Source organism: Streptomyces sp. NPDC045431 (genome assembly GCF_040646655.1).
Taxonomy (GTDB): Bacteria; Actinomycetota; Actinomycetes; order Streptomycetales; family Streptomycetaceae; genus Streptomyces.
Genome location: NZ_JBEZAQ010000001.1, coordinates 220,436 through 233,416 on the forward strand (window position 1 = coordinate 220,436; position 12,981 = coordinate 233,416).

13 protein-coding genes are annotated in these 12,981 nt (G+C 73.1%); 9 read left to right on the forward strand and 4 right to left on the reverse strand.

Translation table 11 applies throughout. From position 1 onward, the window contains the following. Position 1: 1 nt before the first annotated feature. Positions 2–1,183, reverse strand: a complete 1,182-nt coding sequence (locus tag AB0A69_RS00935) for an FAD-dependent oxidoreductase (RefSeq protein ID WP_361413811.1) — start codon at positions 1,181–1,183, stop codon at positions 2–4. 217 nt (positions 1,184–1,400) lie between these two features. Here AB0A69_RS00935 and AB0A69_RS00940 point away from each other — a divergent pair, with 217 nt between their 5' ends. The 4 genes from AB0A69_RS00940 to AB0A69_RS00955 all read left to right on the forward strand — a co-directional run bounded on the left by AB0A69_RS00940 (position 1,401) and on the right by AB0A69_RS00955 (position 3,958). Further along, entirely contained in the window at positions 1,401–2,183 is a 783-nt protein-coding gene (locus AB0A69_RS00940) for a TSUP family transporter (RefSeq protein ID WP_361413814.1), read from the forward strand. A gap of 143 nt (positions 2,184–2,326) precedes the next feature. After that, positions 2,327–2,728 carry a VOC family protein gene (locus AB0A69_RS00945; RefSeq protein ID WP_361413816.1) on the forward strand — a complete coding sequence of 134 codons (402 nt, stop codon included), beginning with the start codon at positions 2,327–2,329 and terminating at the stop codon, positions 2,726–2,728. Next, complete coding sequence (locus AB0A69_RS00950) at positions 2,725–3,219, forward strand: DUF1772 domain-containing protein (RefSeq protein WP_361413819.1); 495 nt, start codon at positions 2,725–2,727, stop codon at positions 3,217–3,219. Before AB0A69_RS00945 ends, AB0A69_RS00950 begins: the two co-directional genes overlap by 4 nt. Positions 3,220–3,367: 148 nt before the next feature. Beyond that, positions 3,368–3,958: a dihydrofolate reductase family protein gene (locus AB0A69_RS00955; protein WP_361413822.1), complete on the forward strand. Its 591-nt coding sequence runs from the start codon at positions 3,368–3,370 to the stop codon at positions 3,956–3,958. Here the strand turns inward: AB0A69_RS00955 and AB0A69_RS00960 are convergent. Then, entirely contained in the window at positions 3,942–4,679 is a 738-nt protein-coding gene (locus AB0A69_RS00960) for a class F sortase (RefSeq protein WP_361413825.1), read from the reverse strand. The genes AB0A69_RS00955 and AB0A69_RS00960 overlap by 17 nt on opposite strands. 102 nt (positions 4,680–4,781) lie before the next feature. Beyond that, entirely contained in the window at positions 4,782–5,444 is a 663-nt protein-coding gene (locus AB0A69_RS00965) for a hypothetical protein (protein ID WP_361413828.1), read from the reverse strand. Between the two features lie 246 nt (positions 5,445–5,690). Between AB0A69_RS00965 and AB0A69_RS00970 the strand changes: the two genes are divergently transcribed. From AB0A69_RS00970 to AB0A69_RS00990, 5 genes are all read left to right on the forward strand, one after another. Next, positions 5,691–6,284: an NAD(P)H-dependent oxidoreductase gene (locus AB0A69_RS00970; RefSeq protein ID WP_361413831.1), complete on the forward strand. Its 594-nt coding sequence runs from the start codon at positions 5,691–5,693 to the stop codon at positions 6,282–6,284. Positions 6,285–6,298: 14 nt separating this feature from the next. Then, complete coding sequence (locus tag AB0A69_RS00975; RefSeq protein ID WP_361415128.1) at positions 6,299–8,032, forward strand: ABC transporter ATP-binding protein; 1,734 nt, start codon at positions 6,299–6,301, stop codon at positions 8,030–8,032. 95 nt (positions 8,033–8,127) lie between these two features. Then, a complete protein-coding gene (locus tag AB0A69_RS00980; protein WP_361415130.1) occupies positions 8,128–9,951 on the forward strand; it encodes an ABC transporter ATP-binding protein in 1,824 nt (607 codons plus the stop codon). Positions 9,952–9,973: 22 nt separating this feature from the next. Then, positions 9,974–10,297, forward strand: a complete 324-nt coding sequence (cutA, locus tag AB0A69_RS00985; RefSeq protein ID WP_361413834.1) for a divalent-cation tolerance protein CutA — start codon at positions 9,974–9,976, stop codon at positions 10,295–10,297. Next, positions 10,294–10,806, forward strand: coding sequence for a gamma-glutamylcyclotransferase family protein (locus tag AB0A69_RS00990; RefSeq protein ID WP_361413837.1), 513 nt, complete (start codon positions 10,294–10,296; stop codon positions 10,804–10,806). Before cutA ends, AB0A69_RS00990 begins: the two co-directional genes overlap by 4 nt. Here the strand turns inward: AB0A69_RS00990 and AB0A69_RS00995 are convergent. Beyond that, entirely contained in the window at positions 10,694–12,853 is a 2,160-nt protein-coding gene (locus AB0A69_RS00995; RefSeq protein ID WP_361413840.1) for a molybdopterin oxidoreductase family protein, read from the reverse strand. The genes AB0A69_RS00990 and AB0A69_RS00995 overlap by 113 nt on opposite strands. Between the last annotated feature and the right edge of the window lie 128 nt (positions 12,854–12,981).

Consider the following 12,981-nt stretch of genomic DNA (forward strand, 5'->3'; position numbering starts at 1 on the left):
GTTATGAGCCTCCGTCATGGGTGAGCAGGTGGAGCAGGGGCGCTTCCGGAAGGGCCTCATCGCCCTCCCAGGCCCGGGCGAGCGCCCCGACCGCGCCGAGATCGCCGAGCAGGACCCCGCCGACGAGCCGGTCGCCGCGGACGACGACCTTCCGGTACGCGCCGCTGGTCGCGTCGGCCAGCCGCACGGTGTCGTCACCGGGCAGCGGCGTCGCCTCGCCGAACGCCGCCAGTTCGAGGGCGTCCATGCTGAGCCGGGTCAGCGCGCGGGTGCCGCGGTAGGCGCCGGTGCCGTGCAGGAGGACGTCCGCGAGGACATCGGCCTGCTCCAGCGCGGCGCCGGCCAGGCCGTAGAGCCGGCCGTCGTGCTCGGCGCAGTCCCCGACGGCGTGGATGTACGGGTCGGAGGTGCGCAGCTGGTCGTCCACGACGATGCCGCGCCGCACGTCGAGACCCGCCTCCAGGGCGAGCCCGACGCGCGGCCGTACGCCGCAGGCGATGACGACGACGTCCGCGTCGAGCACGAAGCCGTCGGCGAGTTCGACGGCCTCGACGGCGCCGTCCTCGCACCGCAGGCCGCGGACGCGGCACTCGGTGTGGACCTCCACGCTCAGGTCCGCCTCCAGATGGCGGCGCAGCAGCCGCGCTGCCTCCGCGTCCAGCTGGCGCTCCATCAGGTGCTCGCCCTGCTGGGCCAGCACCACCTCGGCGCCCCGGGCGGCCAGGGCGCGGGCCGCCGACACGCCCAGCAGGCCGCCACCGATCACCACCGCCCGGACCCCGGGGCCGACCACCGCGTCCAGCGCCATGCAGTCGTCGAGGGTGCGGAAGGCGTGCACCCCGGAAGGCAGCCGGTCGCCGCCGAGGCCGCGCAGCGGCGGGAGCACCGGGTTCGAGCCGGTGGCCAGCACCAGCCGGTCGTACGCGAACGCCTCGCCGCCCGCGCAGTGCACCACCCGCGCGGCGCGGTCGATGGCGGTCACCCGCACCTCGTGCCGCGACCCCTCGTCGCGCGGCGTAGGCAGGGCGATGACCTCGGGCCCGTACCGCCCGGCGAGGACGTCCGCGAGCAGCACCCGGTTGTACGGGGCGTGCGGCTCCTCGCCGAGCAGGGTGACGGGCAGCCGCTCGGCGAGGCGTGCGCCCGCCGTGCCTCCGCCGATCACCACGATCCGTGAACTCATGCTCAGCAGCGTGCGTCGGCGGTGTTTCCCGGCCGCATCCCGTTTGTTTCGCGCGCGGAAAGCTGACCTCAGCGGGTGGGGGCGGGGGCGGTGAGGCTGTGAGGGACGGGAGCGGGGGGCGGCAAGGGCGGCAGGAGAGAGCGGGTGACCTCAGAGGAACCTCAAGTCTCACGCATTCATGGACGGGGCACCTATCTCGTCCCCTAGGGTCATGGTCATGCCCGACATATCGCTGACCACCCTGGTCTTTCTCTGTGCGGCCGCTCTCGTGGCGGGCTGGATCGACGCCGTGGTGGGTGGTGGTGGTCTGCTGCTCCTGCCCGCGTTGCTCCTCGGAGTTCCGCACGTACCGGCCCCCCAGGTCCTCGGCACGAACAAGGCGGTGGCCATCGTCGGCACGACGGGTGCGGCCGTGACGTACGTCCGCCGGGCGCCGGTGCGGGTGTCGGTACGGACGGCGGCGCGGGTCGGGCTGGCGGCCCTCGCCGGCTCCATGGGCGGGGCGTTCTTCGCGGACGGGATCGACGATGAGGCCCTGCGGCCGGTGATCATGGTGGTGCTGCTGGGGGTGGCGGCGTTCGTGATGCTGCGGCCGTCGTTCGGGACCGTCGGGGACAGGGGCCCGGTGACCCGCGCCCGCGTCGTGACGGCGATCGTGCTCGTCGGCGGCGGGATCGGCTTCTACGACGGGCTGTTCGGTCCGGGGACGGGGACGTTCCTGGTGCTGGCCCTCACCGCGGTGCTCCATCTGGACCTGGTGACCGCGTCCGCGACCGCGAAGATCGTCAACGTGTGCACCAACGCGGGTGCGCTGGCGATGTTCGCGTACCAGGGGAACGTGCTGTGGCGGCTGGCCGCCGTCATGGCGGTGTTCAACCTGGCGGGCGGCATGCTGGGCGCGCGTACGGCGCTCAGCAAGGGCGCGGGCTTCGTGCGGGGGGTGCTGCTGGTGGTCGTCTTCTCGTTGGTGGCCAAGCTCGCGTTCGATCAGTGGTACTGAACAGGATGCTGGAGATAAATTTACTTCCATGGCAAATTTATGTTGACATGCCGCGTGCGGCGGATCTAAGTTTGCGTCCGTCGCAATTTTGCGGTGGCGGGGGCGTGGCTCGCTCCTCCGTCCGCTTCGAGCAAAGGACCCACGTGCAGATCACCGCATCCGCCGTCTCGCTCACCGTCGACGACGTCGCCGCATCCTCTGCCTTCTTCACCGCACACCTCGGATACGAGGAGCGGATGGCCGCCGACGGCTTCGCCTCGCTCGGCCGCCCCGACGCCGCGGCCGACGTCGTCCTGCTGCGCCGCGGCACCGAGGTCCTGCCGGCCGACCAGCGCGACCGGCACGCCGGTGGACTGATCCTCGCGTTCACCCTCGAGGGCGGCATCGCGGAGGAGGAGGCCAGGCTCCGGGCCGAGGGCGTCGAGATCACCATGCCGCTGCGCGAAGAACCGTGGGGAGAGCGGCTCTTCCAGATCACCGACCCCAACGGCGTGGTCGTCCAGTTCGTGGAGTGGGCCGCGGCGACCGAGGAAGGTGGCGTATGAGAGTGCTCCAGACCGTCGCCCTGACGACGTCCACGCTCGCGGCCGGGCTGATGGCAGGGCTGTTCGCGGCTTTCGCCTACGCCGTGATGCCCGGTCTGGCGCGCTCGGACGACCACGCGTTCGTCCAGGTCATGCAGAACATCAACCGGGCCATCATCAACGTCTGGTTCCTGATCCCCTTCCTGCTGCCGCTGCCCCTGCTGCTCCTCGCGGCCTTCCTCGCCGGGGGCGGGCCGAACGCCGGCGCCGTCCGCCTCTGGGTCATCGCGGCGCTCGTGCTGTACGCCGCCGCCTTCTTCGTCACCGGGACGCAGAACGTCCCGCTCAACGAGGCGCTCGACAAGGTGGCCGCCCTCGCCGCCGACCACGACCGACTCGCCGCCGCCCGCGCCGCGTTCGAGGAGGCGTGGGTCAGGTGGAACACCGTACGAGCCCTCCTGCACACCGCGGCCTTCGGCTGCACGGCCTGGGCCCTGCACCTGCACGGCTGACCGAACCGCCTCCTGCCGCCCCGGGCCCCGCGGCCGTCATCCGCTCCCCACCGCAGTCCGCACCGTCATCTGCTCCGCCGCCATCTGCTCGCCGGCTTCCGTTTCAGCGTCATCCGCTCCACCGACGTCCGCTCCACGAAGGGTCTCCATGCGCAAGCTCGTCTACTACATCGCCTCCACCCTCGACGGCTTCATCGCCGGCCCCGACGGCACCGACCCCACGGGCCCCGACGGTTTCTGGCCGATCACGCCGGACTACATCCAGCACATGTCCGCCACCTACCCCGAGACCCTCCCCGGCCCGGCCCGCGAGGCGCTGGGCATCACGGCCGAGGGCACGCACTTCGACACCGTCCTCGAGGGCCGCAAGAGTTACGAGATCGGCCTGGCGGCCGGAGTCCCGGACGCCTACCCGCACCTGCGCCACCTCGTCTTCTCCACCACCCTCACCGAGGTGCCGGCCCCGGCCGTGGAACTCGTCGCAGGCGACCCCGCCGCGAAGGTCCGGGAGCTGAAGCAGGAGAGCGGCGGCAAGGACATCTGGCTGATCGGCGGCGCGGGGTTGGCCGGTGCCCTCTACCCCGAGATCGACCGGCTGATCGTCAAGCTCAGCCCCCTCACCATCGGCAACGGCATCCCGCTCTTCTCCCGCGACACCGCCTTCGACCCGCGGGGCTGGAAGCTCACCGACCACACCGCACTGGAGAACGGCGCCTTCTTCCTCACCTACGACCGATGAGGTGCGCGTACGCGACGACGTTGCCCTGGTAGCCGGCCCTCGCGTCGAACTCGCCCCCGCAGGTGATCAGGCGGAGTTCGGCGCGGTGGGCGGCGCCGTAGACCTTGTGGTCGGGGAAGTCGTCGTTGTCGTACACCTCGACCGCGTCGACCGCGAAGACGGCGGTGCGGCCGTCGAGGCGGGTGACCTCGACGCGATGGCCCTTCCTGAGCGCGCCGAGGGCGTAGAAGACGGCGGGGCCGTCGGCGTTGTCGACGTGACCGGCGATGATCGCGGTGCCCTTGGCCCCGGGCGGGGTGCCGTGCTGGAACCAGCCGGCGATGTTCGGGTCGCCGACGGGCGGGACCTCCAGGCTGCGGTCGGGGGCGAGGCCCAGGCGCATGACGGGTGCGTCCACGCCGATGTCGGGGATGCGCACGCGGACGGGTGCGGAGGGCGGCAGGGGGCCGGCGGCGGCCTCGGTGTGCTGGTGCGGGCCGCCGGCGGCGAAGGCTTCGGCGGCGGAGGGCGCGGGCGGCGTGACGTCGGCGGAGCCGTTCTGGACGAGCCACACGCCGACGACGGCGGCGATCACCACCCCCCATCCCTTGCCGCTGCGGCTCCCGCTGCCGGAGCCGGAGCCGGAGCCATAGCTGCCGGAGCCGAAGCCATAGCTGCCGCTGCCGCTGCCGCTGCCGTTGCCGGAGCCGAAGCCATAGCCGCCGCTGCCGCCTGCGCTCATGGGGCTTTCCCGCCTCCTGTGCCGTGCGTGCCCGTGGTGCTCCCCGCCCGCACCGCGGCCTCGGGGCGCGCGCGGCGGGGGGGCGGGGAGCGGAGCGGCGGGTCAGTGGCCCTGCGCGCCGCTCGCCCGGCGGCGCAGGAGCCAGACCCCGCCGACGGCGGCCGCGGCCAGGACGGCCGCACCCGCCGCGATCTGGGCGGTGTCGGGGCCGACGCTGCCCCCGACACCGGTCTTGACGGGTCCGCTCGGAACGTGGCCGACACCGCTGGCGTGCCCTTGTTCCTGCGCCTGCTCCCGCGGCTGTTCCGGCAGCTGCTGCTGCGGCGGCTGCTCCTGCGCGTGGCCGCCGGTCTCCTTGCCGCCGATGTCGGTCCCGCCTGTGCCGCCGGTGCCGCCGCCGGCGGCCTGCGTGACGGTCAGGTCGCCGGTGGCCGTCTTGCCGTTCTGGCACGCCACGCTGATGGCGTACGTGCCCGGCTTGGCGTGCGCGGGCACCCGGAACTGCCCGATCACCACTTCTTGGTGGGTGCCGGGCGCCAGCTTGAACTCGCCTGCGCCCAGGGAGCCCGCGTCGCCGACGCCCTTGCCGTTCTTGCCGCAGGCGGTGGTGTTGACGGTGACGGTCTGGCCCGGTGCGGCGCTCGACGGGTAGACCTCCAGCCGCCCGAGGTCTCCGGCGTACGCGGTCGGCGAGGCCACGGCGATGCCGCCGAGCGAGGCGACCGCCAGCACGGTACCGGTCAGCGGGCGGATGGTGGTGCGCATGAGGGGTCCTCCGAGCGAGCGGGCGGTGTCCTTGTCCCATGGGTAAGGCCGCGACCCCCGCGCCCGCATGCCGATGACGGCTCGGTTACCGGTCGCCGCGCCGACTTCGTACGGGCGTTTCCGCAGGTCGGGACGGCACCGAGGGGGAAGGAGGCGCGGCCCGCGCCGCGCGCACCGAACGGGTGACCCCGACCGGCGAAAGAGAGGCTTGACCTCAAGTTTGGTTGAGGTAGGAGGCTCCTCGGCATGGACATCACCAACGCCACGCCGCTGAAGCTCGCCGTCATCATCGCCAGCAACCGCGAGGGCCGCTTCGGGCCCGTCATCGCCGACTGGTTCCTCTCCCGGACCGCCGAGCGCGACGACTTCACCGTCGACGTCGTCGACCTCGCCGCCACCGACCTGCCCACCGCCCTCTCCCGCGAACCCGGCCCGGCGGCCCGCGCCGCACTCGCCGAGGTCAGCCCCAAGCTCGCCGACGCCGACGCGTTCGTCGTCCTCACCCCCGAGTACAACCACTCCTTCCCCGCCGCCCTCAAGAGCCTCATCGACTGGCACTTCACCGAGTGGCAGGCCAAGCCCGTCGGCTTCATCTCCTACGGCGGCATGTCCGGCGGCCTGCGCGCCGTCGAGCAACTGCGCCAGGTCTTCGCCGAGATGCACGCCGTCACCATCCGCGACACCGTCTCCTTCCACAACGCCCACGGCCACTTCGACGAGACCGGCCGGCACAAGGACCCCACCGGCCCCGACGCCGCCGCGAAGACGATGCTCGACCAGCTCGCCTGGTGGGCCCACGCCCTGCGCGACGCCAAGTCCGTCCGCCCGTACGCCGGCTGAGGCGCGCCCCCATGGTGCTGACCCGACTGCTGCGCGCCCGCCTGCGCCCGTACCGGCGGACGATCGCGCTGCTCGTCCTCCTCCAGCTGACCCAGTCCCTCGCCACCCTCTACCTGCCCACCCTCAACGCCGACATCGTCAACAACGGCGTCCTGCGCGGCGAGACCGACCGCATCCTGTCCACCGGCGGCGTCATGCTCGCCGTCACCCTGCTCCAGGTCGCGGCCGCGGCCGCCGCCGTGTACTGCGCCGCCCGCGTCGCCATGGGCGTCGGCCGCGACCTGCGGTCCGCCGTCTTCCGCCGCGTACAGGACTTCTCCGTACGGGAGATGGGGCGCTTCGGCGCCTCGTCCCTGATCACCCGCACCACCAACGACGTCACGCAGGTGCAGACGTTCACCGTCCTCGCCCTCACCCTGCTCGTCGCCGCGCCCCTGATGTGCCTCGGCGGCATCGCGATGGCCGTCGGCCAGGACGTACCGCTCGCGCTGCTCCTACTCCTCTTCGTACCGCTGCTCGGCGGCTCCGTCGGGCTCATCGTCCGCCGCCTGCCGCCGCTGTTCCGCAGCCTGCAGGAACGGCTGGACACGGTGAACCGGGTGTTGCGCGAGCAGATCACCGGCACCCGCGTCATCCGCGCCTTCGTCCGCGACCGGCACGAGCAGTACCGCTTCGCCGGCGCCAACGCCGAGCTGATGAACGTCGCGCTGCGCGCCGGGCGGCTCATGGCGCTGATGTTCCCGACGGTGCTGCTGGTCTGGGAGGCGGCCACCGTGGCCGTCATCTGGTTCGGCGGGCTGCGACTCGACTCAGGCTCCCTGCAGGCCGGTTCGCTGATCGCCTTCCTCGGCTACCTGATGCAGATCCTGATGGCCGTGATGATGACGATGTTCCTGATGATGCAGCTGCCGCGCGCCGAGGTCAGCGCCGAACGCATCCAGGAGGTGCTCGCCACCGCCCCGTCCGTCGCCCCGCCCCTCGCACCCGTCCACGCGCTGCGCGGCCCCGCCCATCTCGACATCCGCGCGGCCGACTTCAGCTACCCGGGCGCCGAGGAACCGGTGCTGCGCGGCGTGGACCTGGTCGCCCGGCCGGGCCGTACCACCGCCGTCATCGGCTCCACCGGCAGCGGCAAGAGCACCCTGCTCAACCTGGTGCCCCGGCTCTTCGACGCGACCGGCGGCGAAGTCCGCGTCGGCGGCGTCGACGTCCGCGACCTGGATCCCGAGGCGCTGGCGCGGACGGTCGGGCTCGTACCGCAGAAGCCGTACCTCTTCTCGGGGACGATCGCGACGAACCTGCGGTACGGCGATCCGGACGCGACGGACGAGGAGCTGTGGCACGCGCTGGAGGTCGCGCAGGCCGCCGACTTCGTACGGGAGCTGGGGGAAGGGCTGGACGCCCCGGTCTCCCAGGGCGGCACCAACCTCTCCGGCGGACAGCGCCAGCGCCTCGCCATCGCCCGCGTGCTGGTCGCCCGACCGGCCGTCTATCTCTTCGACGACTCGTTCTCGGCACTGGACTACGCCACGGACGCGCGGCTGCGGGCGGCGCTGGCGGCCGAGACGGCGGACGCGACGGTGGTGATCGTCGCCCAGCGGGTGTCGACCATCCGCGACGCCGACCGGATCGTCGTCCTCGACGAGGGCCGCGTCGTCGGCACCGGCACGCATGAAGCGCTGCTGCGGGACAACCACACGTACCGGGAGATCGTGCTCTCCCAACTGACCGAGGAGGAAGCCGCGTGAACGCGGAGGAGAAGCCGACCCCCGAGGGGCGGGCTGCGCCCGCGGGGCGGGCCGCATCCGAGCGGCGGGCCGCACCCGAGCGGCGGGGCCCCGTCGTGCAGCGGGGGCCCGGCACGGTGGCCACGCCGTCCCTCGAACGCTCGCTGGACTTCCGCCGCTCCGGGCTCCGGCTGCTGCGTACCCTCGCCCCCGAGCGCCGCCTCGTCCTCGGGGTCCTCGCCGCCGGCACCGCCGCCGTCGCGCTCGCCGTCACGGCGCCCAGGATCCTGGGCCACGCCACCGACCTGGTCGTGGCCGGCGCGGCGAGCCCCGCCGGCGTGGACTTCCGGGCCGTGGGCGAGGTCCTCGCCCTCGCCGTCGGCGTCATCGCCGCCTCCTCCGCCCTCACCTGGGTGCAGATGCGCCTCGCCATGACCGCCGTCCAGCGGACCGGCCACCGGCTGCGCGAGCTGGCCCAGGCGAAGCTGGCGCGGCTGCCGCTCGCGTACTTCGACAAGCAGCCGCGCGGCGAGATCCTCAGCCGGGCCACCAACGACATCGACAACATCACCCAGACCATGCAGCAGGCCTTCAGCCAGATGGTCCGCGCGCTGCTCACCCTCGTCGGCGTGCTGGCGATGATGTTCTGGATCTCGCCCCTGCTCGCGCTCATCGCACTCGCGACCGTTCCCGTCTCCGTGGTGGTCGCCACCCTCATCGGCAAGCGCGCCCAGCCGCAGTTCGTCCGCCAGTGGGCCGTCACCGGCAAGCTCAACGCCCACGTCGAGGAGGCGTACACCGGCCACGCCGAGGTGCTGCTCTTCGGCCGCAGACGGCAGGCCGTCGTGGCCTTCGACGAGCTCGGCGAGCAGCTGTACGCGTCGAGCTTCCGCGCCCAGTTCATGTCGGGGCTCATCCAGCCCGCCACCGCCTTCGTCGGCAACCTCAACTACGTCCTCATCGCGGTCGTCGGCGGACTGCGCGTGGCGTCCGGGACGCTGTCGATCGGCGACGTACAGGCCTTCGTGCAGTACTCGTACGAGTTCAACGGCCCGATCTCGCAGGTCGCGGCCATGGCCAACCTCCTCCAGTCCGGGGTGGCGTCGGCCGAGCGGGTCTTCGACCTGCTGGACGCGGAGGAGGAGCGCGAGGACGAGGTGCGGACCCCGACGTCGGCGGCCGCCACCCGCGAGCGCGGCAAAGCCGGGAGGGTCTCCTTCGAGAAGGTCGCCTTCCGGTACGAGCCGGGCAAGCCGCTCATCGAGGACCTGTCGCTGACCGTGGAGCCCGGCCAGACCGTCGCCATCGTCGGCCCGACCGGCGCCGGGAAGACCACGCTCGTCAACCTGCTCATGCGCTTCTACGAGACGACCGCCGGCCGCATCCTGCTCGACGGTGTCGACGTGTCGACGACGTCCCGGCGCGAACTGCGTTCCGGTATCGGCATGGTGCTCCAGGACACCTGGCTCTTCGGCGGCACGATCGCCGACAACATCGCGTACGGCGTGCCGGGCGAGGTGCCGCGCGAGCGGATCGTCGAGGCGGCCATGGCCACCCACGCGGACCGCTTCATCCGCACCCTGCCCGACGGCTACGACACCGTGGTCGACGAGGAGGGCGCGAACCTCAGCGCCGGCGAGAAGCAGCTCCTCACCATCGCCCGGGCGTTCCTCACCGAGCCGTCCATCCTTGTCCTCGACGAGGCCACCAGCTCCGTCGACACCCGCACCGAGCTCCTCATCCAGCGCGCGATGGCGTCGCTGCGGGAGGGCCGGACGTCGTTCGTGATCGCGCACCGGCTCTCCACCATCCGGGACGCGGACGTGATCCTGGTGATGGAGGCGGGCCGCATCGTGGAGCAGGGCACGCACGAGGAGCTCCTCGCGTCCGGGGGTGCGTACGCTCGGCTGTACGCGGCGCAGTTCGCCGCCGCCGTATGACCACCGTGGAGGAGAGACGACCGTGACCCTGGCCCTGACCGTGCTCACCACGACCGACAGCGCCGAGAAGGCCGAGGAACTGGCCCGCGGCGCGGTGGAGGCGCGGCTCGCCGCCTGCGCGCAGATCTCCGGCCCGGTCACCTCCGTCTACCACTGGAAGAACGCCATCGAGACCAGCCAGGAGTGGCAGGTGTTCTTCAAGACGACGGAGGCGTCCTACGACGCGCTGGAGGCGCACCTCGTCGCGGCGCACGACTACGAGACGCCCGAGATCATCGCCATGCCGGTGGTCCAGGGCAGCACGGGCTACCTGGCGTGGCTGCGGCAGGAGACGTCGGCGCGATGACGATGAACGAGCTGCCGTTCTTCGTGTACGGGACGCTGCGGCCGGGCGAGTACAACCACGATCTGTTCCTGCGCGGCCGCACGGCGGCCGAGGAGCCGGCCCGGCTGCCCGGCGCGGTCCTGCACGACGGCCCCGGCTACCCCTACCTGGCGCGCGCCGAGGGGCGGGGTGAGGTCGCGGGCGAGCTGATCAGCGCGGCGCCCGGCGAGTACGGCGCCCTCCTCTCCGTACTGGACGGCCTGGAGGAGTACCTGGGCCCCGGCCACCCGCTGAACCTGTACGAGCGCGAGGTCTGCGACGTACGGCGGACGCGGGACGGGCGGACGGTGCGGGCGTGGGTGTACGTCGCGGCGCCGGCGGCGCGGCTCGGCCCGCCGATCGCGGGCGGCGACTGGCTCAGCCGTCCGCGGCCGGAGGATCGTTCGGGGTGGCAGGGCCGGCCGCGGACGGAGGGGCAGCCGCAGTCGGCGGGCCGTCCGCCGCTTCGAGACGTACCGCGCACACCTTGAACTCCGGCATGCGGGAGGTCGGGTCGAGGGCGGGGTTGGTGAGGGTGTTGGCCCGGCCCTCGCCCGCCCAGTGGAACGGCATGAAGACCGTGTCCGGCCGGATGCCGGTGGTGATGCGGGCCGGGGCCACCGCCCGCCCGCGCCGCGACACGACGGCCACCGGCTCGCCCTCGGCGACGCCCAGCCGCTCGGCCAGCCGGGGATGCAGCTCCACGAACGGGCCGGGCGCGGCGGCGTTCAGCTCCGCGACCCGCCGGGTCTGGGCGCCCGACTGGTACTGCGAGACCACACGCCCGGTCGTCAGCACCACCGGATACTCGTCGTCCGTCTCCTCACCGGCCGGGCGGTGCGTGACGGGTACGAAGCGGGCCCGCCCGTCCGGGGTGGCGAACCGCTCCAGGAAGAGGCGCGGCGTGCCGGGGTGCGCCGGCTCGGGGCAGGGCCAGAAGACCCCGTCCTCCTCGGCGATGCGGCGGTAGCTGATGCCCGCGTAGTCGGCGGGGCCGCCGGCCGAGGCGCGGCGCAGCTCCTCGAAGACCTCCTCGGGGTCGGCGGGGAAGCCCTTCTCCCAGCCGAGCAGCTCGGCGAGGGCGTTCATGACCTCCAGGTCACTGCGTACGCCCTCCGGGGGGTCGATCGCCCGCCGGCGGAGGATGACGCGGCCTTCGAGGTTGGTGAGGGTGCCGGTCTCCTCGGCCCACTGGGTGACGGGCAGGACGACGTCGGCGAGCGCGGCGGTCTCCGACAGCACCACATCGGCGACGGCGAGGAAGTCGAGGGACTCGAGCCGCTCCTGGATGTGCGCGGCGCGCGGCGCGGAGACCACGGGGTTGGACCCCATGAGGAGGAGGGCCTTGATGTCGGTGCCGAGCGCGTCGAGGAGTTCGTAGGCGCTGCGGCCGGGGCCGGGGAGGCTGTCGGGGTCGACACCCCAGACGCCGGCGACGTGGGCGCGGGCGGCGGGGTCGTCGAGCTTGCGGTAGCCGGGCAACTGGTCGGCCTTCTGGCCGTGCTCGCGGCCGCCCTGCCCGTTGCCCTGCCCGGTCAGGCACCCGTAACCGGACAGGGGTCGGCCGGCGCGGCCGGTGGCCAGGCACAGGTTGATCCAGGCGCCGACGGTGTCGGTGCCCTTGGACTGCTGCTCGGGCCCGCGGGCGGTGAGGACCATGGAGCTGTCGGCGTCGCAGAACATCGCGACGGCCTCCCGCAGCTGCGGCACCGGCACGCCGGTGATGCGCTCCACGAGCGCGGGCCAGTGGGACATCGCGGCGGCGCGGGCGTCGGCCCAGCCGGTCGTACGCTCCCGGATGAAGTCCTCGTCCGTGCGGCCCTCGGCCACGACCAGGTGCAGCAGCCCGAGGGCGAGCGCGAGATCGGTGCCGGGGCGGGGAGCCAGGTGCAGGTCGGCCTGCTCGGCGGTACGGGTGCGGCGCGGGTCGACGACGATGAGACGGCCGCCGTTCTCCCTCAGTTCGGTGAGGTAGCGCAGGGCCGGCGGCATCGTCTCGGCGAGGTTCGACCCGACGAGGACCACGCAGCCGGTGCGCGGGATGTCCTCCAGGGGGAAGGGGAGTCCCCGGTCGAGCCCGAAGGCCCGCTGGTGCGCCGCGGCGGCGGAGGACATGCAGAAGCGGCCGTTGTAGTCGATCTGCGAGGTCCCGAGGACGAGGCGGGCGAACTTGCCCAGCGCGTACGCCTTCTCGTTGGTGAGCCCGCCGCCCCCGAAGACCCCGACGGCGTCGGCCCCGTGGCGCTCCCTGGTGCCGCGCAGCCCGTCGGCGACGGCACGCAGAGCCTCCTCCCAGGTGGCCGGCTCGAGCCTGCCTGTGGCGGGGCGTCGGACCAGCGGCCCGACCAGCCTGGCCTGGGAGGAGAGCACCGCGGGCGCGGTACGTCCCTTACCGCACAGGGCCCCCCGGTTCACGGGGAAGTCCGCGCGCTCCACCACCTCGACGCCTTGTCCGGCGCCCTGCCCGGCGGGCCGCAGGTTCATCCCGCACTGCAGGGAGCAGTACGGACAGTGCGTGGGGGTGGTGGCGGTGAGCATGCCCCCGAGCATGCGACGCCCGTGTTACGCCCACGCACCCGCCGCATTACGCCCCCGGTACGTCCCTCTCCATGTGGTGGGGTCCGGCCGGTGAGCCGGGGGTCGTCGGGCGTCTCCGGGGGGCGCTC

Excerpts from the sequence above, each read along its gene's own strand:
- AB0A69_RS00990 (WP_361413837.1), top strand. The coding sequence starts at position 10,294 with ATGACGATGAACGAGCTGCCGTTCTTCGTGTACGGGACGCTGCGGCCG.
- AB0A69_RS00955 (WP_361413822.1), top strand. The coding sequence starts at position 3,368 with ATGCGCAAGCTCGTCTACTACATCGCCTCCACCCTCGACGGCTTCATC.
- AB0A69_RS00935 (WP_361413811.1), bottom strand. The coding sequence starts at position 1,183 with ATGAGTTCACGGATCGTGGTGATCGGCGGAGGCACGGCGGGCGCACGC.
- AB0A69_RS00950 (WP_361413819.1), top strand. The coding sequence starts at position 2,725 with ATGAGAGTGCTCCAGACCGTCGCCCTGACGACGTCCACGCTCGCGGCC.
- AB0A69_RS00995 (WP_361413840.1), bottom strand. The coding sequence starts at position 12,853 with ATGCTCACCGCCACCACCCCCACGCACTGTCCGTACTGCTCCCTGCAG.
- AB0A69_RS00960 (WP_361413825.1), bottom strand. The coding sequence starts at position 4,679 with ATGAGCGCAGGCGGCAGCGGCGGCTATGGCTTCGGCTCCGGCAACGGC.
- AB0A69_RS00970 (WP_361413831.1), top strand. The coding sequence starts at position 5,691 with ATGGACATCACCAACGCCACGCCGCTGAAGCTCGCCGTCATCATCGCC.
- AB0A69_RS00965 (WP_361413828.1), bottom strand. The coding sequence starts at position 5,444 with ATGCGCACCACCATCCGCCCGCTGACCGGTACCGTGCTGGCGGTCGCC.
- AB0A69_RS00940 (WP_361413814.1), top strand. The coding sequence starts at position 1,401 with ATGCCCGACATATCGCTGACCACCCTGGTCTTTCTCTGTGCGGCCGCT.